Annotated in this window: 21 protein-coding genes; 18 read left to right on the forward strand and 3 right to left on the reverse strand. The window is 44.1% G+C overall.

Translation table 11 applies throughout. The features are described 5' to 3' along the window. The first annotated feature begins 71 nt into the window (after nt 1-71). On the forward strand, nt 72-395 hold the full coding sequence (locus UE46_RS05470; protein ID WP_036058658.1) for a winged helix-turn-helix transcriptional regulator: 324 nt from the start codon (nt 72-74) through the stop codon (nt 393-395). A gap of 94 nt (nt 396-489) precedes the next feature. On the opposite strand, the gene UE46_RS05475 is transcribed toward UE46_RS05470, so the two are convergent. Both UE46_RS05475 and UE46_RS05480 read right to left on the reverse strand, forming a co-directional pair. Next, nucleotides 490-1,179, reverse strand: a complete 690-nt coding sequence (locus UE46_RS05475; RefSeq protein ID WP_118907462.1) for a phosphatase PAP2 family protein — start codon at nt 1,177-1,179, stop codon at nt 490-492. After that, nucleotides 1,176-1,925 (reverse strand): alpha/beta hydrolase, encoded by a 750-nt coding sequence (locus UE46_RS05480; RefSeq protein WP_036058659.1) that lies wholly within the window; start codon nt 1,923-1,925, stop codon nt 1,176-1,178. The genes UE46_RS05475 and UE46_RS05480 overlap by 4 nt, the downstream gene beginning before the upstream one ends. 277 nt (nt 1,926-2,202) lie before the next feature. Here UE46_RS05480 and msrA point away from each other — a divergent pair, with 277 nt between their 5' ends. From msrA to UE46_RS05540, 12 genes are all read left to right on the forward strand, one after another. After that, nucleotides 2,203-3,330 carry a peptide-methionine (S)-S-oxide reductase MsrA gene (msrA, locus tag UE46_RS05485; RefSeq protein WP_036058660.1) on the forward strand — a complete coding sequence of 376 codons (1,128 nt, stop codon included), beginning with the start codon at nt 2,203-2,205 and terminating at the stop codon, nt 3,328-3,330. An 18-nt stretch (nt 3,331-3,348) separates the two neighbouring features. Further along, nucleotides 3,349-4,038 carry a response regulator transcription factor gene (locus UE46_RS05490; RefSeq protein WP_118907463.1) on the forward strand — a complete coding sequence of 230 codons (690 nt, stop codon included), beginning with the start codon at nt 3,349-3,351 and terminating at the stop codon, nt 4,036-4,038. Next, a complete protein-coding gene (locus UE46_RS05495) occupies nt 4,035-5,084 on the forward strand; it encodes a sensor histidine kinase (protein ID WP_036058661.1) in 1,050 nt (349 codons plus the stop codon). The genes UE46_RS05490 and UE46_RS05495 overlap by 4 nt, the downstream gene beginning before the upstream one ends. Beyond that, nucleotides 5,081-6,271 (forward strand): ABC transporter substrate-binding protein, encoded by a 1,191-nt coding sequence (locus UE46_RS05500; protein ID WP_036058662.1) that lies wholly within the window; start codon nt 5,081-5,083, stop codon nt 6,269-6,271. Before UE46_RS05495 ends, UE46_RS05500 begins: the two co-directional genes overlap by 4 nt. Further along, nucleotides 6,258-7,061, forward strand: coding sequence for an ABC transporter permease subunit (locus tag UE46_RS05505; RefSeq protein ID WP_036058665.1), 804 nt, complete (start codon nt 6,258-6,260; stop codon nt 7,059-7,061). Before UE46_RS05500 ends, UE46_RS05505 begins: the two co-directional genes overlap by 14 nt. After that, nucleotides 7,058-7,783 (forward strand): ABC transporter permease, encoded by a 726-nt coding sequence (locus tag UE46_RS05510; protein ID WP_036058667.1) that lies wholly within the window; start codon nt 7,058-7,060, stop codon nt 7,781-7,783. The genes UE46_RS05505 and UE46_RS05510 overlap by 4 nt, the downstream gene beginning before the upstream one ends. Then, complete coding sequence (locus UE46_RS05515) at nt 7,783-8,643, forward strand: ABC transporter ATP-binding protein (protein ID WP_051492759.1); 861 nt, start codon at nt 7,783-7,785, stop codon at nt 8,641-8,643. The genes UE46_RS05510 and UE46_RS05515 overlap by 1 nt, the downstream gene beginning before the upstream one ends. Next, nucleotides 8,636-9,229, forward strand: a complete 594-nt coding sequence (locus UE46_RS05520) for a CDP-alcohol phosphatidyltransferase family protein (protein WP_036058670.1) — start codon at nt 8,636-8,638, stop codon at nt 9,227-9,229. Before UE46_RS05515 ends, UE46_RS05520 begins: the two co-directional genes overlap by 8 nt. A 5-nt stretch (nt 9,230-9,234) precedes the next feature. Further along, on the forward strand, nt 9,235-10,587 hold the full coding sequence (locus UE46_RS05525; protein WP_036058671.1) for a dihydrolipoyl dehydrogenase family protein: 1,353 nt from the start codon (nt 9,235-9,237) through the stop codon (nt 10,585-10,587). After that, a complete protein-coding gene (locus UE46_RS05530; protein ID WP_036058672.1) occupies nt 10,584-11,231 on the forward strand; it encodes a TVP38/TMEM64 family protein in 648 nt (215 codons plus the stop codon). Before UE46_RS05525 ends, UE46_RS05530 begins: the two co-directional genes overlap by 4 nt. A gap of 77 nt (nt 11,232-11,308) precedes the next feature. Next, nucleotides 11,309-11,764 (forward strand): DM13 domain-containing protein, encoded by a 456-nt coding sequence (locus tag UE46_RS05535; protein ID WP_036058674.1) that lies wholly within the window; start codon nt 11,309-11,311, stop codon nt 11,762-11,764. Nucleotides 11,765-11,777: 13 nt separating this feature from the next. Then, a complete protein-coding gene (locus UE46_RS05540; RefSeq protein WP_036058675.1) occupies nt 11,778-12,242 on the forward strand; it encodes a DoxX family protein in 465 nt (154 codons plus the stop codon). A 46-nt stretch (nt 12,243-12,288) separates the two neighbouring features. Here UE46_RS05540 and UE46_RS05545 read toward each other — a convergent pair whose 3' ends face one another. After that, on the reverse strand, nt 12,289-13,086 hold the full coding sequence (locus UE46_RS05545; RefSeq protein WP_233230992.1) for an LCP family glycopolymer transferase: 798 nt from the start codon (nt 13,084-13,086) through the stop codon (nt 12,289-12,291). Nucleotides 13,087-13,730: 644 nt separating this feature from the next. Between UE46_RS05545 and UE46_RS05550 the strand changes: the two genes are divergently transcribed. The 5 genes from UE46_RS05550 (at nt 13,731) to htpX (ending at nt 18,788) form a co-directional block, all read left to right on the forward strand. Beyond that, nucleotides 13,731-14,792, forward strand: coding sequence for a glycosyltransferase family 4 protein (locus UE46_RS05550; protein ID WP_036058677.1), 1,062 nt, complete (start codon nt 13,731-13,733; stop codon nt 14,790-14,792). Between the two features lie 118 nt (nt 14,793-14,910). Then, nucleotides 14,911-15,819 (forward strand): peptidase U32 family protein, encoded by a 909-nt coding sequence (locus UE46_RS05555; RefSeq protein ID WP_036058679.1) that lies wholly within the window; start codon nt 14,911-14,913, stop codon nt 15,817-15,819. Between the two features lie 12 nt (nt 15,820-15,831). Beyond that, entirely contained in the window at nt 15,832-17,097 is a 1,266-nt protein-coding gene (locus tag UE46_RS05560; RefSeq protein WP_036058680.1) for a peptidase U32 family protein, read from the forward strand. 183 nt (nt 17,098-17,280) lie between these two features. Beyond that, nucleotides 17,281-17,838, forward strand: coding sequence for a LemA family protein (locus UE46_RS05565; RefSeq protein ID WP_036058681.1), 558 nt, complete (start codon nt 17,281-17,283; stop codon nt 17,836-17,838). A 23-nt stretch (nt 17,839-17,861) separates the two neighbouring features. Further along, complete coding sequence (htpX, locus tag UE46_RS05570; RefSeq protein ID WP_036058682.1) at nt 17,862-18,788, forward strand: zinc metalloprotease HtpX; 927 nt, start codon at nt 17,862-17,864, stop codon at nt 18,786-18,788. The last annotated feature ends 317 nt before the right edge of the window (nt 18,789-19,105 follow it).

Raw genomic sequence — 19,105 nt, forward strand, 5'->3', positions numbered from 1 at the left:
TATAATAGTATTGTGAAGTACGCACTTTGAGGTGGTATGGTATCTTTGAGGAAACTAAGGAGGTTTTTTTGATGGGAAATATTCCGGAAAAATGTAAAGTGGATGGTACAATGGGGATTTTTACGGGGAAATGGAAAACCGCGATTATTTTGCAGTTAATGTATAAAGGGACGTTGCGGTTCAGTGAATTGAAGCGAGAGATTCCAGGGGTTACGCAGAAGGTTTTGACGAAGCAGTTACGGGAATTGGAAGAGGAATCGGTTGTGTCGCGGACGGTTTATCCTGAGGTTCCGCCACGTGTGGAGTATTCTCTGACGGATTATGGGAAACGATTGGAGCCGCTTTTAGAGGAAATGCATGAACTTAGTGAGAAACTGGAGGCTTTGAAGAAATGAAAAAATTCTGGGAGATTGATTCCCAGAATTTTTTGTTTAGATGATTTTGGCGATTTTTACATAGTTTCGAACGGTGAAAAAGGAATAAATCGGATTATTTTTTCAAGTAAACGTCTTTCCAATTTCGCGCCAGTAAATAGCGGTGGCAAGATTGACTATATAATAGGAACAGCGCGCTCCCGCAAAGAACGGCGGTGCTGCCGAGCAAGAATCCAGCTGTGACGTCGGACGGGTAATGGACGCCGAGATAGACGCGGGTATACATGATTGTCAAAATGATCGCGAGGGCGACAAGGCCAATCAGGATGCGCTGCCATAATTTTGATACGGTGATGATAAGAAGTGCCGCGATCATACCATAAAACGCCGTTGAACCTGTGGCGTGACCACTTGGAAAACTCCAACCACCTTGAGAAATCAGCATATCACTTGGGCGTGGACGGGCAATGATTTGTTTAATAATCCACGGTAAAAGCGCACCGCCGACGAGGACAACCCCGCCAAACCAAATGGCGATCGTGTACCTTTTTAGAAATAGGAATATCAGCAAAAGTGCTATCGTCATCATCACAATCGCAGCAACACCGCCAAAGTTGGTAATGAAAGCAATGATATCCGTCTTACTCGTCGTGATGTTGACGCGGATAATGTCGATCCAATAGTTGTCGAAGTTTTTAATGAAGCTCGCGTTCGTTGCGACACCAATTAGCATCACAATAAAACCGATTGCCGTGATAGCGCTAAGCCCAAATAAAATGCTGGCGTTTTTTTTCGTATTCGTCATGCAAAATCTCCTTTTTGATCGATCCAGTCGAGTACCGTCTGAATTTCGCGATCCCAGTAATCCCAGTTATGTTCGCCGGGTGATTCTTTATAAATATACGGTAAATCTGTCTGCTCCATCCGCGATTTAAAGCCGAGGTTGTTGTCATACAGGAAATCCTCCGTGCCGCAAAGTTGTAAAACGCGTGGTTTTGCGGTGACTTTGCCGAGTAAAGCGAGCAAATCGTTGTCTGAACCGCGATGTGATGCAATTGGACCAAACACGGCGAGCATCTCCGGCTCCATTTCTGGTCTCGCTTCACGCAAGGCGACCATGTCAAGCGCACCAGAAAGGGACGCCATGCCTGCAAATTTCTCAGGGTAATGAAGCCCCCATTTCAGCGCGCCATAACCACCCATTGAAAGTCCGGCAACGTATGTATTTTCAGGCTCCGTCGGCAACTTGAACCAGCTGTGAACAAGGCGCGGCAACTCCTCACTCAAAAAAGTCCAATAGTTGTTACCGACTTGCATATCCGTATAATAACTGCGATGAACTTGCGGCATCACGATCGCGATATTGCGGTTTTCGGCGTAACGAGCGATGGATGATTGGCGCAACCAAGCGGAGTCATCATCGGATAGACCGTGCAATAAATAGAGTAAACGCAGCGGCTTTTCTGTATCGATTGTGTCTGGAATAAAAACTTGTAGAGACGTTCGCAATTCAAGCGATTGCGACATAAACTGCGTTGAAAAAATCGCCATAATTAGGTTCCTCCTTTTAATATAGAAAGTATTATTAGTATAACATATCTGGTAATTTGTTGGGGTTTTGGTCAGCATTTGAAATGGATTATATAGGTGAGCTATTTTCTTCATCGGTAAGTGGTTTTTAAACTTAAGAATTACATAATAATTAGGTAAGTATTCTAAAACTTCTTTTTAGTATGATAGGGCTGTGAGATAATATCGTTTTTCATGAGCGAAAACAGGGAATTAGATATTATTGGGAAACTATCGTATTATTTGGAGGCGGGCGAAAATGAAAAAATGGTTGAGAAATACAATTATTGTGGTCGCTGGGCTTGGCGTCGCATGGGGTGTTTATGCGTATGTCTCGCATCAGGACGCGAAATCGCATGGCAGCGAGAATATATTATATCAAAATATTGGGGACGATGGTTCAGGACAGCAAATCGCGATTTTTGCGGGTGGTTGTTTCTGGTGTATGGAACCGCCATTCGAGAAGTTAAAAGGGGTCAACGATGTGATCTCGGGGTATACTGGTGGCAAGACGCTAAATCCGACGTATGATGAGGTTTCAAGTGGGAATACGGGCCATCGGGAAGCGGTGATGATTAAGTTTGATCCGAAGTTGATTTCGTATGAGCAGTTGTTGGACGTCTTTTGGCATCAGATTGACCCAACGGATGCGCAGGGGCAGTTTGTTGATCGTGGAACGCAGTATGGTTCAGGGATTTTCTATGTGAATGCCGAACAGAAAAAGGAAGCGGAAGCCTCGAAGAAAGCGCTGGCGGAGACTGGACGATTTAGTAAGGTTGTGACGCCGATTGCAGCGTCGGGCGCTTTTTATGAAGCGGAAACGTATCATCAAGATTATTATAAGAAAAATCCGAAACGGTACGAGTATTATCGAAATGGCTCTGGGCGTGATGATTTTTTGAATAAACATTGGGGTAAGGATAAGGAAGTGGACTTGCCAAGCTATCCTGCGAGTTATTCTAAGGCTGATATCAAGGCGAAGTTGACGGACGAGCAGTACCGGGTGACGCAGGAAAGTCAAACAGAGACGGCTTTCCAAAATAAATATGATGCGAATAAGGCGGAAGGAATTTATGTAGATTTGGTTTCTGGTGAGCCGCTGTTTAGTTCGACGGATAAATTTGATTCGGGTACGGGTTGGCCGAGTTTTACAAAGCCTCTGGTGCCGAACAATGTGTATGAAAAAGAGGATAATTTCTTGGTGACAAAGCGGACGGAGATCAGGAGTAAGCACGCGGATTCGCATTTGGGACATGTTTTTTCGGACGGGCCGCAGCCAACGCATTTGCGGTATTGCATGAACTCAGCGGCGCTCCATTTTATTCCGAAAGCACAGATGAAAGAGAAGGGGTACGGGGATTTCTTGTATCTATTTGAGAAAAAATAAACGTGAGGTGAGGCGCGGATGAACACAATTTTACTGGTGGATGATGAGGAGACGATAGTTGATGTGTGTCGGCGCTATTTGGAGAAGGAAGGCTTTCGTGTTTTGACGGCGAAAAATGGCGAAGAGGCGCTTGTGATGTATGATGCGCAACGTGTCGATTTGATGGTCGTGGATATTATGATGCCGAAAATGGACGGGCATGCGTTTATTATGGAGGTGCAGGAGCGCGGAAAGGATACGCCGTTTTTGTATTTGAGTGCTTTAACGCAGGAGAAAGAGCGATTGTATGGCTTGACGCTTGGTGCGGATGATTACATGTCCAAACCGTTTAGCCCGCGCGAGTTGGTGCTTCGGGTGAAAAATATTTTGCGGCGGTCGCGGCAATTTGTAGAACCGGAGACGCTGACGCATGGACCACTTTTTCTGGATAAGGCGAAACGATTGGCGTCGGTTTCTGGGCAGGAATTGGAGCTGACGATTAAGGAATTCGATTTGTTGTGGCTTCTAGCGAGTGAGAATAAACGGGTTTTCTCGAAATCGGAATTGTTAGAGCGCGTTTGGGGCTATGAGTACGATGGGGATGCGAACACAATTAATGTGCACATCCATCATTTACGGGAGAAATTGCAGGTGAACGGCGAGGCACCAGTTTTTATTAAGACTGTTTGGGGTCTTGGCTACAAGTTCGAGTTGGTGATGGAATCATGAAATTACGGACGCTTATTTTACTTTCTTATGGGATTGGCGTGATTATTGTAACGGTTGTGCTCGGGTTTAGCGCATATCGGATGATTTTTAACACGCAGTTCGTGATTTTTACGATTTTGATTACGCTCGGTGCGAGTACGCTTGCTTTTGTGATTAATTATTTGTTGATGCGGCCGGCACTTCGGTCGATTGATAAATTGGGAAAGGAAAGTCGCAAAATCGCGCAAGGTGAGTTTTCTGGGAAGGTCGAGGTGACGGGACCACTCGAAACACGGATGCTGGCGGAGGATTTTAATGAGATGTCGGCGCGGTTAGACGAGATGTTTCGGCAGATTAAGGACGGGGAAATGGCGCGAAATGAGTTAATTGCGAATTTGTCGCATGATATTAAGACGCCTATTGCATCGATTCGGTCGTTTTCGGAGGCACTTTTAGATGGGATGATTGCAACGGATGCGGAAAGGCAGCAATATTTGCGGACAATTCAGCGGGAAACGATGCGGTTGACGGATTTGGTTGATGAGTTGATGGATGTCGCGGCAATTGATAAGAAGGAGCCAGTTTTGGAGCGGTCGCGGATTTGGTTGGATCAGTTGCTGGTCGATGTTTTGGGGGCTTTTGATGTGCAACTGAAGCGAGAGCATCGGGACGTGCATGTGGCGATTGCGCCGGACTGCCAGTTTGTGTATGCGGATCAGAAGTTTGTGACGCGGATTTTGTATAATTTGCTGGAGAACGCGTTGAAGTTTTCGGATGTGGGAACGGAGATTGAGATTGATGTGAAGCGGACGGAAGACGCTATTTTGTTTCGGATTCGGGATCATGGACAGGGAATTTCAGTGGCGGAGCAGGAGCGGATTTTTGAGCGGTTGTATCGTGTGGAGAAGTCGCGGAATTTGGCGCATGGTGGCTCAGGACTTGGGCTTCATATTGCGAAAAATTTAGCAGAGTTACACGGTGGTTCGTTGTGTGTGGAGAGTGAGCTGAATGTTGGTAGTACGTTTATTTTGGCGATACCGATTTGGAAAGAAGGGGAACTGGGATGAAGCGATTTGGCTTAATGGCAATGCTTGGATTATTGTTAGTTTTGGCGGCGTGCGGGAATAATAGTTCGTCGGACAGCGTGAAGGGCCAGGATTTTGCGCAGTTGAAAAAGGACGCGAAAGGTCAGACGGTGAATTTTTATATGTGGGGCGGGGACAAGAATATTAACGCCTACATCGATGATTTTGTAGCGACGAAACTGAAAAAGGAGCAGGATATTACGCTGAAACGGGTGCCGATGGATACGGAGAAATTTATTCAGAAACTGAGCAGTGAGAAACAGGCTGGGAAGAAAAATGGTAGCGTGGATGTGGTTTGGATTAATGGTCAGAATTTCAAAACGGCGAAGGATGGTGGCCTGCTTTATGGTGAAATTACCGATCAGATTCCGAATGTGGCGAAGTTTGTCGATCCACTTTTGACGGAAAAGGATGCGGGAAATGCGATCGATAAAATGGAAGCACCTTGGGGAAAAACGTCTTTTGTGTTCCAATATAATGCGGACAAAGTTTCGAAACCACCACTTAATTTGGCGGAACTGACGGCTTGGGTGAAGGCGAATCCGGGACGGTTTACGTATCCAGATGTGGCGGATTTCACGGGAGATGCGTTTGTGAGACAGGTGATTTACGCGCAAAACCCAGGGAAAGAATTCACTGAGGCGCCGACAAAAGCGGATCGTGAAAAGGCGTATGCGTATTTAGAATCGATTGGACCATATTTGTGGCGTGACGGGAAAACGTATCCGAAAACGTTGCAGGAGCTAGATCAGTTGTATGCGCAAGGTCAGGTTGATTTCACGATGGGCTTTAATGAGCGTCGTGCGTTGCCGTTTATAGAAGATGGCACATTTCCAGCTGTGACGCGTACTTTTTCACTCGATAATGGGGCTTTGACGAATGCGCATTATCTTTCGGTAGCTTTTAATACGCAACAACCAGCGGCATCGCTTGTCGTAATTAATTATTTATTGTCGGAAGAAGCGCAAGCCGAGAAATTGAAAACATCGGTGTGGGGCGATGGAACGACGCTACTTACGAATAAAATGACAAAGGACTGGCAGGCGAAATTTGACACGGCTGGTGAGACGGGAGATCAGTTTTATAATGATTGGCAGGCGTTGAATGAGTTCCCAGACACGACCGCAGAAGCGATTCAGAAGGAATGGAGCAATTATGTCTATCCGTAAAGGCGTGGCGTGGCTGATTCCGGTGTTGCTTGGCGCGGTTAGCTTAATGGCGATTGTACTGCTCGTTTGGAAAATGCGATTTTTAGGGGCAAATTGGGATGGAATTGTGGAAGTAAGCCGTCAAAAGCGAATTTTCACCAGTGTTTTGTATTCGTTGGGCGTGAGTGCGATTACGACACTGTTATCGCTTGGACTTGGTATCTTGATTGTGCGGCAAGTATTGCTCAAACCTAAAGTGATGCGATCCGTGGCGCGGTTAAACACGAGTTTCTATTATCCACATTTTGTTGTAGCGCTCTATGTGTATCTCGTTTTTGCATTCATTTATCCGTATATCGGCGAATATTACAAAATTTACGGGACTCTGGAGATTTTGATCACGTATTTGTTGAAAGAAGTACCATTTGTTGTTTTTTATCTGATGACGACATATCGAAAAATCGATTTTGCAGAGGTGGAATTGGTACGATTGTCTGGCGGTGGGACGTGGCGCGTTTTTGCGAATGTTGAATTTCCAAAAATAGCGCCACAAATGGCAGAACTGATGATTATTTTGCTAGCTTTTATTTGGACGGCGTATGAAATTCCAAGTTTGGTGGGCAACAGTTTTCCGGCGTTTCTAGGTGTGGTATTTTATCAGGGATATTACGCGACGGATGTGAGTGTGCAAGTGGCAACGATGTTTTGGATGGTTGTGGTTTCTGTGTTCTTACTATTGTTGGCGTTTGTTCTATTCGCTTCGGTGCAACGATATCGGAGCTTTTTGCGTAAAGGAAGTGGGCAAGTATGAGGCAGTTTATTTATGGACAATACGTGATTATGATTGCTGTTTTTGGTATCGTTGCTTGGCGTGGCGGGGAAGTTGGTATTTTTGAGGACTCGAATTTCAGGTCGGCGATTGGAACAACGATTGTGGTCGCGATTTTTGTTGTGATGATTAACTTGCTGGTGGCAAATTACGTGGGGTATTATTTAGCGCGGGCGACGGGGCGGAAATTGGCGTTTTTGGATGTTTGTTTGCAGCTACCCCTGATTGTGCCACTCATTGTTATTGCGGCGGGACTGGATATTTGGTTTATTCGTTTGGATTTGACGGAAACAGTGTTAGGAGTTGTCTTGATTCAACTTTTGCCGACGTTACCTTATTCGATTAGGATTGCGCGGAATGCCTATTTGGCGCTTGATCAGGATATTAATCAGTATGTTTATTTGATGGGTGGAACGCGGTTGCGGCTAGCATTGGATGTCTATCTACCGCTCATGCGTCCGATGAATGAGACGATTTTATTGTTTTCGGTTGTGATTTCGATTGGACAGTATGCGATTACATCGATGATCGGTGGCGGTATTATTCAGACGGTGGCACTCATTTTATTCCCCTACTTCACATCTTCGCAATTGCAAATCGTTGCGGCAGCGGCTTTATTCACGATTTTCATGGCGTTTGTGATGTTATTTATATTTAGATGGTGCTACAAAGGAATTGTGAAATTGGTTGGGGTGATGGGTTAATGGAGATAATTAAGGTTGAAAATATAACGAAACGCTTTGAAAACGAGACAATTTTGCATGGGGTTAGCTTGGCGCTTAGGCAAGGTGAGAAGGTGACGATTTTAGGTGGATCAGGGAGTGGGAAAACGACTTTTTTGAAAGTGTTAGCGGGATTATTGCCGTTTGATAGTGGTAGTTATCAGAAATCAGGGGTTAAAATCGCGTATATTTCACAAAAACCTGTGCTATTTTCGCATATGACGGTTTTGGAGAATCTTATTTTTCCACTGAAATGCCAAAAGGTAAAACGGAAAGAACGTGAGGCAATCGGACGGGTTTTCTTGGAGAAAAGTGAGCTGGCGAAATGGGCTGATGCGTATCCTTTTGAGCTTTCAGGTGGGCAACAGCAACGGGTTTCGGTGGCGCGTGCGCTGATTGGGAATCCAGATTTACTATTGATGGACGAACCGTTTAGTAGTTTGGATGTGCGACTCGGACGGGATATGCGGCAGTGGGTTTTTACGCAAATTGAGGAGCGCAAAATGGCGGCAGTATTCGTGACGCATCATTATGAAGAGGCTAAAGTTTTCAGTGAACGCGTTTTGCTAATGGAGAATGGCGTACTGAAAGAGGCGACGGATGCTGAAATCGATGTGTTTTTCGGAGATGGTCTGTTGTATAAGGATGTTTATTATCCGATTGGTGCTTGGCGGATGGCGGATTCTGGTGTTCCGGTGCAGGTCGAGCGCCAGGTTATGCTCTATGGGCAAGCCTATTGGTCGGTGATTTTAGAAGATGGGGCGCAAAAGTTTATTATCGTGGATGAAAATAGAGCGGAAACAGCTTATATTGCACCAGTAAGGGGTGAAAAAGATGCTTGATACGAAAGCGAGACCATATGTGAGACCGATATTGGATAAAACGGCAGATTTCTTTTTAAAAATCGGATTTTCAGCAAACCAAGTGACGGTTTTGGCATTTGTGATTGGGATTGTTGCCGCGATTTTGGTCGGATTTGGCTGGATGTGGACGGGTGTTTTAGTCCTTTGGTTTTCTGGGTTTTTGGATGCGGTTGATGGGACGATGGCACGGAAAACGAAGCAAAGCGGTTTTGGAACAGTGATGGATGTGACGTTTGATCGAGTGGTCGAAGCGGGGATTATTATTGCGCTCGCCGCACGTTTTCCGGAACAGCAGTTCATTTTGCTACTTTTGATGGCCTCGATTTTATTTGGAATTACGGCCTTTTTGACAATCGGAAATGTGGTGCAGAATAAAGGCGTGAAGTCGTTTCATTATGCAACGGGACTCGCGGAACGAACGGAAGGATTTATTTTACTTAGTTTGATGGTATTAACAGCGCCGACTTTCCTATTTTGGACGACGTTATTGTTTTTTGTCATCGAAATAATCTCGACAATACAGCGTTTAATCGAAGCGCACAGACAGCTCGATAAGGAGGGGTGAGGACGATGAAAAAGCATCATCAGGTGATTGTGATTGGCGGCGGCGCGGCGGGACTCTATGCTACGGCTGGCTTGGCGCGACTTGGCGTTGATGTCGCGGTGGTTAATGCAGACGCAAATATGGGTGGCGATTGTCTTCATTTTGGCTGTGTTCCTTCGAAAACGCTGCTACATATGGCGCAGGAAACAACGGAGTGGACGGAAATTCAGGCGAAAATAAGGGACGTGATCGCCGAGATTCAAGTGCATGACAGCGTTCCACGTTTTGAAGAAATCGGCACAACGGTTTACATTGGAAAAGCGCGTTTTCTAGATGCGCACCGGATCGCGGTTGGGGAGCAAGAACTCAGCGCGAAAAAGTTCATTATTGCGACGGGTTCGCGCCCAAGGGTTCCGAGTGTGGCGGGGCTTGAGGATGCGATGTATGAAACAAATGAGACGCTGTTCCAGATGGCAAAACTTCCACGCAAAATGGTGGTTATTGGCGCTGGACCAGTCGGACTCGAACTTGGGCAAGCTTTGCAAAACATCGGCGTTGAAATTACGATTTTTGATCATAATACTGAATTTTTAAAACATTTTAGCCGTGATATCGCGGATATTGCCTTGCAAAAACTAAATTTAGATATTCATCTAAACAGCGTGCTAACCGAAGCGACTCGCCTTAATAAAGACGAAATCAGCCTTAAAATCACAGAATCAGGGGTAGAAAAAACACTGATCGTCGAAAAAATCCTTTTTGCAGCGGGACAAATAGCGAATATCGATATGCTTGGATTGGAACAGACCGGCATTGCTTACGACACAAAAATCGATACGAATCCCTATCTACAAACGACGACACCACATATTTATGCAATCGGGGACGTGATCAAAAGTCCAAGTCTCACACATGCAGGTGGCGCCGAAGCTCGAATCGCCCTCACAAACATCGCATTCGGCAATTTTAGCAAAGTAAACTACAGCACACTTGCTTCGGTGATTTATACAAAACCAGAAATTTATCAGCTCGCATCGACACAAAAAACAAACAGAATTCTATCTGCATCAGGCGCCAACATCGATCGTTTCAAAACCGACAACGAACCAGAAGCTCTCGTCAAAATCGGCATCGACACCAAGGCAAAAATCGTTCACGCGGAGGCAATCGGAACGGATATCTCAACAGTCATGCAACAAGTGGCGCTGCTCAAATCCACAGGCGCCAAACTCACAGACCTATCCAAACCAATCTACCCGTACCCAACCAAATCAGAAATCCTGAAAAATATATCGGATCAATTACTCACCGAAAAACTCGAAAAACCAATTTTACAACGACTTATTCGCAAAATCATCAAATGGAGGGGGTTATCATGAAGAAATTTTGGCAAGAATGGCGCGGCATTATTTTATTTGTGGTGTTTGTAATCACTGGTTTTCTAGTCATTTATAAACTCGGAATTGTTGATAGTTTCAACGTAGCGGAACTTAGTAAAGTCGTGCGCGATATGGGCATTTGGGGCAAAATTCTTTACGTGATTACCTATATTCTGCGCCCACTCGTATTATTTCCCGCAACCCCGCTCACACTTTTCGGTGGCTACACATTCGGCGCGGTACAAGGCACGATTCTAGATGTGATTGGCGCTGGAACTGGAGCACTTCTAGCGTTCTGGATTGCCCGTAAACTCGGAAAAGATAAAATCGAACGCCTCATTCAAGGGAAAAAACTTGAAAAATTCGATCATAAACTTGGCGAAAATGGTTTTTTAGTCGTGCTATATTTGCGACTCATCCCACTTTTTCCTTTTGATAGCATCAATTATTCGATGGGCCTCAGCTCGGTGCGGACGCGCGATTATGCTGCAGCAACGTATCTCGGCATTATTCCAGGCGCATTTGTCCTCAATTTCCTCGGTTCTTCACTTGGTCGTCTCGATTGGCAATTTTACACGGCGATCGCTTTATACGCTTTCATGATCATTTTACCCCTGATCGTGAAAAAATTAAGAAATAACTAAGAAACACGTAAACGTTACCATATCTTTCGTTGTTATGATGAGAAAGTAGAAAATAATAACGAAGAGAGGTAAAAATAATGAAAGTAAAAGCAGCAATTTTAACAGTAGCGCTAGGTTCGACATTGGTATTGGCAGCATGTGGAGGCGCGGATTCATCAAGCAAAGACGACAAAAAAGACGACACGAAGTCAGCGATGACAAACAAAAAAGACAACATGATGAAAGCGAACGAGAAAGTACCGTTGATGGCGGCGCTCAGCGGGGAAGGTGCGCATAAAGTGAGCGGAACAGCGACGATCGACGGCGATGACTTGAAATTGATGAACTTCAAAACCGATGAAGGTCCTGATTTGCACGTGTATTTAACAAAAGATGGCGATATTAAAACCGGCAAAGAAATCTCAAAAATCGATCTAAAAGCGGCGGAGCAAAACTTCTCGTTGACAGGCGTTGAAACAGCAGACTACAATACGGCCGTGATCTACTGCGAAAAAGCGCATGAAGTATTTGGTCAAGCACCGCTAAACAGCTAAGGAGTGGGTCCTGATGCGTATCATCAAACAAAGCGCGAACGTCTTATTCTCGATTATTCGGATCTGTCTCGGGTTCAGCTGGTTTCACGAAGGCTGGTTCAAGATTCAAGCCAAATTCGATATTTCTGGACTCGTGCCAAGCGTTCTAGCCAACACAGACTCACCAGATTGGTACAAAACATTCATGGAAACCGTAGTGGCTCCTAACACAGGATTGTTCAACATTTTGATTCCGTGGGGCGAGCTCCTCGTTGGCCTTGGATTAATCACAGGGATACTTACTTTACCAGCCTTAGTCTCCGGCATTTTCATGGGGATCAACTACTGGTTGGCAGATATGATTTATATTTATCCATTGCAACTCGCGGTTGGAATTGTCCTAGTCCTCACAATACATCAAGCTAACTATTTTAGCCTGACAAATGTCTACAAAATCTGGCACAAAAAGCGACATGCCAAAGCAGGAGATAACCCTTAATACAGAAAAAGAAGCTCCCAGTCACGCAGGAGCTTCTTCTTAATCTTTATTCCAACTCTAAGTTTTTCGCTAGAGAATCGTGTAGTTTCTGACGTTCTGCATCGGATACATTGTAGTACCAAATACCATCAGATTTACCGCCATCACCAGCAACTGTCATATTTTCTACATTATTACGTGCGGAAATATAGTTTTTGGCAATACGAGTAATATCTGTCATGGTTAAATCGGTTTGCATGTTCTTACCAACGGCAGACAAGATCTCATCGAAGTTCCACAGTGTTTGTGTCGTTGCAACTTTCTCAACAACCGCTTGGATCACTTCTTGTTGACGCATTTGACGACCAAAGTCACCACGCGCATCTGTTTTACGAATACGAACATAAGCTAAGGCATCTGTACCGTTAAGTGTTACATTACCTTTTTTAAATTCTTTATCTTTCAGGCTGATGTCCATGTCGTTGTAAACTTCAACACCACCAACAGCGTCGACCAAATCTTTCAGGCCTTCCATGTTGATTTTGATATAGTAGTTAATCGGAATACCATTTAAAAAGTTCGTTACAGTATCTTCCGCCATTTTCACGCCACCATAAGCATAGGCAGCATTGATTTTGTTTGTGGAGTTATGTCCAATAATTTCAGCACGTGTATCACGAGGAATACTTAACATTTGTGCTTTATTCGTTGTTCCATTGACCGTTGCGACCATTGTTGTATCAGAACGACCGACATCGCCTTCACGTTGGTCAATACCTAGAATTAGGACGGAGAACGGGTTGTTCCCATCAAGATCAACTGGTTTTGCTGTTTTGCCTGCTACAGGCTCATATATTGTATCCATGGTTGACTTTGTTTGGTACACAGCATATCCAACAATGCCTCCTAAAACTAAGAAAATACCTAAAACAATCCACAGGAAAATTCTTAGACCTTTGCGTTTCTTTTTTGTCTTTGTGCGTTTTTCAGCGCGCATTTGCGTCTCAACCTCTCTAGTGAAATTTCTGTCACTTCCCATTTTACTACATAGTGGGAAACTTGTCATTAATATTCCATGAGAATTTGGCTCCAAAAGGGGCGACAAACGCTCATTTACGTCATTAAAAATTCCGCTCCGATGCTCTCGCACAATTCGTACGTTCCGCTTCGGTGCTCATTTTTGCCTAGCAACCAAGCATTTGTTGGTCCTTTTGGGTTCAGTGTATTAGGAAAGATTACGTGGTTTTTAGGGATGATTTGAAAGTCTGATGGGTAGGTGAACAAAAGTGTGGCAGGACTTCTTAGAAAAGCAGCATTGGGAGTTGTATATGACGCTTCGGATCGGTGATTCTGGATGGAAACAGGATTTTGATTGTGTTTTTTTTGATTTGTGGGTATAATTGGTGGGATAGGATTCAAATTGTGTGGACTTTTGGTGGACGTGATGGTATATTGCGTCGTGTTTTACATATATAAAAATGAGCTATTTTGAGAAGGGGACGAGGAGTTATGTGGACCATTGTTTTGATATGTTTTTTGGCCGCACTTCTTTTGACGCCTATTGTGAGACGGATTGTCATTAAATTTGATATAACGGATAAACCAGATAAGAGACGGATTAATGTGGTGCCGATACCGAGTCTTGGTGGGGTCGCTATTTTTGTTGCGTTTTTAATTGGGATGTTCCTGTTGCCAATTGATAAATCGCTTTTGTGGCCGCTTGTTATTGGCGTCAGTGTGATCGCAATTACTGGGATGTTGGACGATATTCTGGAGTTGAAGGCACGCTATAAATTGATTGGGCAGTTGATTGCTGCTGGGATTATTGTTTTTTGGGGCGGTATTAATATTACCTTCATCAATTTACCATTTGGTGGCGAGATACATTTTGGATTTATGGCGATTCCGCTGACGTTGCTTTGGATTGTCGCGATTACGAATGCGATTAATCTCATCGATGGCTTGGATGGGCTTGCTGCTGGGGTCTCGACGATCGCGCTTCTGACGATCATGGGGATGGCGTTTGTGATGGGCGACCCGATTGTTATTATGATTACGGCGGTACTTGTTGCCTCAACACTTGGTTTCTTACCGTATAACTTCTATCCTGCTAAAATTTTCATGGGAGATACGGGCGCGTTATTCTTAGGTTATATTATTGCTATTCTTTCGCTGATGGGATTCAAAAATGTCACGTTTATTTCGCTGATTGTGCCGATCTTGATTTTAGGGGTGCCGATTTTCGATACAATTTTGGCGATTATTCGTCGTATTGTACACAGAACACCAATCGCGATGGCAGATAAATCACATTTGCATCATAGCTTAATGAAGCTCGGGTTTACGCATCGCCAAACAGTGATTTTAATTTATGCGATTTCAGCTTTGTTCTCATTATTTGCACTCATTTTCACAATGTCGACATTTTGGGGATCATTCCTGCTAATCTTTGTATTGCTCATCGTGGGCGAGTTTTTCGTAGAGGTTTTAGGATTGATCAGCCAAAATTATCGACCGATGATGCGACTGCTCCGAATCGAACGGATTGAACGGGAAGAGGAACAGGAATAGAGACGCGCGAACTTATCTTTTATTAGGTAGGTTCTTTTTTTTATAAGCTCTTGATGCTTAGGGGGAACTGTGTTAATCTAATCAAGTAAGTTTTAAACAGATCAAAGGAGAGATAAACATGAATATTATTGCCACGGCAGAGTCGGTATTGCAAGCTGAATTGTTGCTGGGCGCGGGGGTAGACACGCTATACGTCGGAGGAAGTCGATTTGGACTGCGAATGCCGCAATCATTGACGCTCGCCGAAATTAGTGAAATAACTAACAAAGCGCACCAGGCAGGGAAAAAGGTCTTAGTGGCCGTGAATGCACTCATGCACAATGAGCATTTGAAAGATTTACCTGCTTATTTACGTGAACTATCTAACATAAAGGTAGACGCCATTACTGTAGGGGACCCAGGTGTTGTTTTTATGTTACATGAAATGAAGCTTGATTTACCGTTTATCTATGATGCACAAACGTTTGTGACGAGCGCGGAACAGGTGGATTTTTGGGTGAAACAAGGGGCAGTTGGGGCTGTCATGGCACGTGAATTAACGCTGATTGAACTTGAGGCGATCACGGCTAAAATGGATGTTCCAATCGAGGTGCAAGTATACGGACCAACGTGTATTCACCAATCGAAACGGAAGCTCGTGACTAATTACCAAAACATTGTAGAAATAAAAGATGATACGTCGAAAGAGCGCGGGCTTTATTTGCGTGAGCCAAATGATGCGGATAGTCAGTTGCCAATTTATGAGGATGAGAATGGGACGCATATTTTTTCAACGGAGGATTTGTCGTTGATGCCGTATTTGGAGCGTGTGTATAACGCTGGACTCAAAACGTGGAAGCTGGATGGTGTGTTATTGCCAGGCGAGGATTTTGTCGCGATTGTAGCACTCTTCGTGAAGGCAAAAGAAGCGCTTGAAGCGGGCGATTTTGTTGCGGAGAATTTTGTGAATAAATTAGCGAGATTACAACCGGCAACGCGTGTACTAGGAACAGGATTCTTTTTGAAACAACCAGACGAGGTAAAATAGGAGGGCATTTTTATGAGAAAAATTACAAAGAAACCGGAAGTTTTAGCGCCGGCGGGAAATTTAGAGAAATTAAAAATTGCGATTCGCTATGGTGCGGACGCTGTATATATTGGTGGACAGGCTTTCGGGCTTCGTTCGCGAGCTGGAAACTTCTCGTATGAGGAGATGGAAGAGGGCGTGGCGTTTGCGCATGCACGTGATGCGAAAGTGTATGTGGCGGCGAATATGGTCGCGCATGACGGTGATACAGAAGGCGCTGGCGAGTTTTTCCGAACGTTGCGGGATATCGGGATTGACGCGGTTATCGTGTCGGACCCAGCGTTGATCAGTATTTGTTTTGCGGATGCGCCAGGACTTCCCGTGCATTTGTCAACACAAGCGTCGGCAACGAATTACAAAACGCTTGAATTTTGGAAGCAACAAGGCTTGGAGCGCGTTGTTTTAGCGCGTGAAGTGAGCATGAGTGAGATTCAGGAAATTGGTCAAAATACGGATGTTGAGATGGAAGCGTTCATTCATGGTGCGATGTGTATTTCGTATTCTGGACGTTGTACGCTGTCGAATCATATGGCAAATCGTGATGCAAACCGCGGTGGTTGTGCGCAAAGTTGTCGTTGGAAATATGATCTTTTTGAAATCGATAACGGTATGCCGCGTAATATCGTAGAAGAAGGTGAAGAGCCATTTTCCATGAGCGCCGTCGATTTGTCGATGATCCGCTTCATTCCTGATATGGTCGAAGCAGGCGTGGATAGTTTGAAAATTGAAGGACGGATGAAGTCGATTCATTACGTTTCTACAGTAGCAAGTGTATATCGCAAAGTGGTGGATGCTTATTGTGCTGATCCTGATAATTTTGTGTTCGATCCTGCTTGGGAAGAGGAGCTTTGGAAAGTAGCACAGCGCGAGTTGTCGACTGGTTTCTTCTATCAAGAGCCAACCGAAGACGAGCAGTTATTTGGAAAAACACGCAAGATTCCACAATATGCTTTCGCGGCGCAAGTTTTGGCATACGATCCAGAAACGAAAATCGCGACGCTACAACAGCGCAATAACTTTGGCGTGGGCGAGGAAATCGAGTTTTACGGACCAGGTGAAGTGGGCTTTAAGCAAGTTGTGACGGAGCTTTGGAACGAAAATGATGAGTCGATTGATCGCGCACCAAATGCGATGATGACGGTGAAAATGGTCGTGGAACATCCAGTTGAAGAATTTTATTTTATGCGTAAGAAAAAAGAAGAGCGCGTGGCTAAGAAACGGGTCAAAGCTTCAAAATAAATTATATTTTAACGCAAGCTATTCCGAGTTCACCATACCCTCAGATTTTAACGACGGAGATAAGTGTTCGTTGATTCGCTGAGGTATAGTGAACTTTTTTAATAACTTACGACTCGCGAATGATTGTGATTCCATAGAAACGCTGGTATAATAGTAACAAACACAAGAAGGAGTTGTATGAACATGATAGGATGGATTATTGCTATTGCGGTTGTTGTCATACTTGTCTTGATTTATTTCGGACTGTATAACAGCCTTGTAAAATATCGCAACAGAGTGGAAGAAACATGGGCACAAATTGATGTGCAACTGAAACGTCGCTTCGATTTAATTCCGAATTTAATTGAAACGGTCAAAGGTTATGCGTCACATGAGAAAGAAACGCTTGCGAAAGTGGTGGAAGCTCGTAGTATGATGACGCAAGCCCCAGCAGACGGTCGCAGCGAACAAATGGAAGCAGACAATATGCTAACAGGCGCGCTGAAATCTGTATTTGCTTTGGCTGAATCTTACCCAGATTTAAAAGCGAACACGTCATTTATCGAATTGCAACACGAATTAGCAACAACAGAAAACAAAGTGGCTTATTCACGTCAACTTTACAACACAACAGTCATGACATACAACACAAAAATTGAATCTGTACCTTCTAACATTGTTGCTAAAATGGGCGGGTTTACTAAACGCGACATGCTTGCAACACCGGAAGAAGAAAAAGTGGTTCCAAAAGTTCAATTCTAAAACACTGAGAGGAAGAATGCGCCATGTTATTTGAACAAATAGCGGCTAATAAGCGTAAGACAGTGTTCATTGTTTTAGGATTCTTCATTTTTGTGATGCTGGTTGGATGTGCGATCGGGATTTTGGTTTATAATAACTACTTGAACGGTCTGATTATGGCGGCTGTGATTGGCGCTATTTATATCGCGATTATGATTTTTTCAAGTTCGAAGGTCGTTATGACAATGAATCGGGCAAAAGAAGTCACGTCAAAAGATCAAGAACCAGTACTTTGGGATACAGTGGAGAGCATGGCGATGGTAGCTGGAATTCCAATGCCGAAAGTCTACATTGTGGAGGACCCGAGTCCGAACGCTTTTGCAACGGGAATTTCGCCTGAAAAGGGTGCGGTTGCTGTTACACGTGGTTTGCTAAATAAATTAGAACGCTACGAGCTTGAAGGAGTTATCGCCCATGAGATTGCGCATATTCGTAATTACGATATTCGTCTTTCTACGATCGCGATTGCCCTTGTTGCTGTTGTTGCTATTCTATCGGATTTAGCGATGCGTATGCTCTTTTGGGGTAGTATCACGGGTGGTAATAATAACAGGAAGAGTAACGATAACAACGGTGGTGGCGGTGCACAGGCCATTATCTATATCGTTGCGCTGATCTTTGTTATATTAGCGCCGATCATTGCAACAGCAATTCAATTCGCGCTCAGCCGTAACCGCGAGTATCTGGCAGACGCAACGGCGATTGAGCTGACGCGGAACCCAGTTGGTTTAGCCGACGCCTTGCGCAAAATTGGTGGCGACACGACGAAGATGAAACAGCCAAGTGCGGCTTCCGAATCGATCTACTTCACAACTCCTTCAAAAGGAGAAAAGAAGACGAAAGAAAAGGCTGGTTGGTTTGATTCCCATCCTCCAATTACAAGTCGGATTGAGCGATTGGAACATATGTAAACACTAATAATAAAGAAGGCGAAGGAATTAGCAATTGTCATTTAAAAAGGACAAATATGCTGTTTTTTCGTCTTTTTTATTTGTTTATAAATGAATAAAAATACATAATGATGAATATTGATTCTCTTCTGTTTTTCAAGAAGAGTGGATGTCATTTTTGTGAACAGTTATTTTCACAGTAAAAAAAAACGAATATTTTGCTGACTTGGCCTATGTGAGGAAGGTAAGATAAGAGTAGGAACAGAAAATAAAGTAAAGCCATTTTTAAATCAAAAAAGTACAAATGAGGTGTTTGAAATTTACTACTACTCTAAGCG

It is taken from the genome of Listeria weihenstephanensis (assembly GCF_003534205.1).
Classification (GTDB): domain Bacteria; phylum Bacillota; class Bacilli; order Lactobacillales; family Listeriaceae; genus Listeria_A; species Listeria_A weihenstephanensis.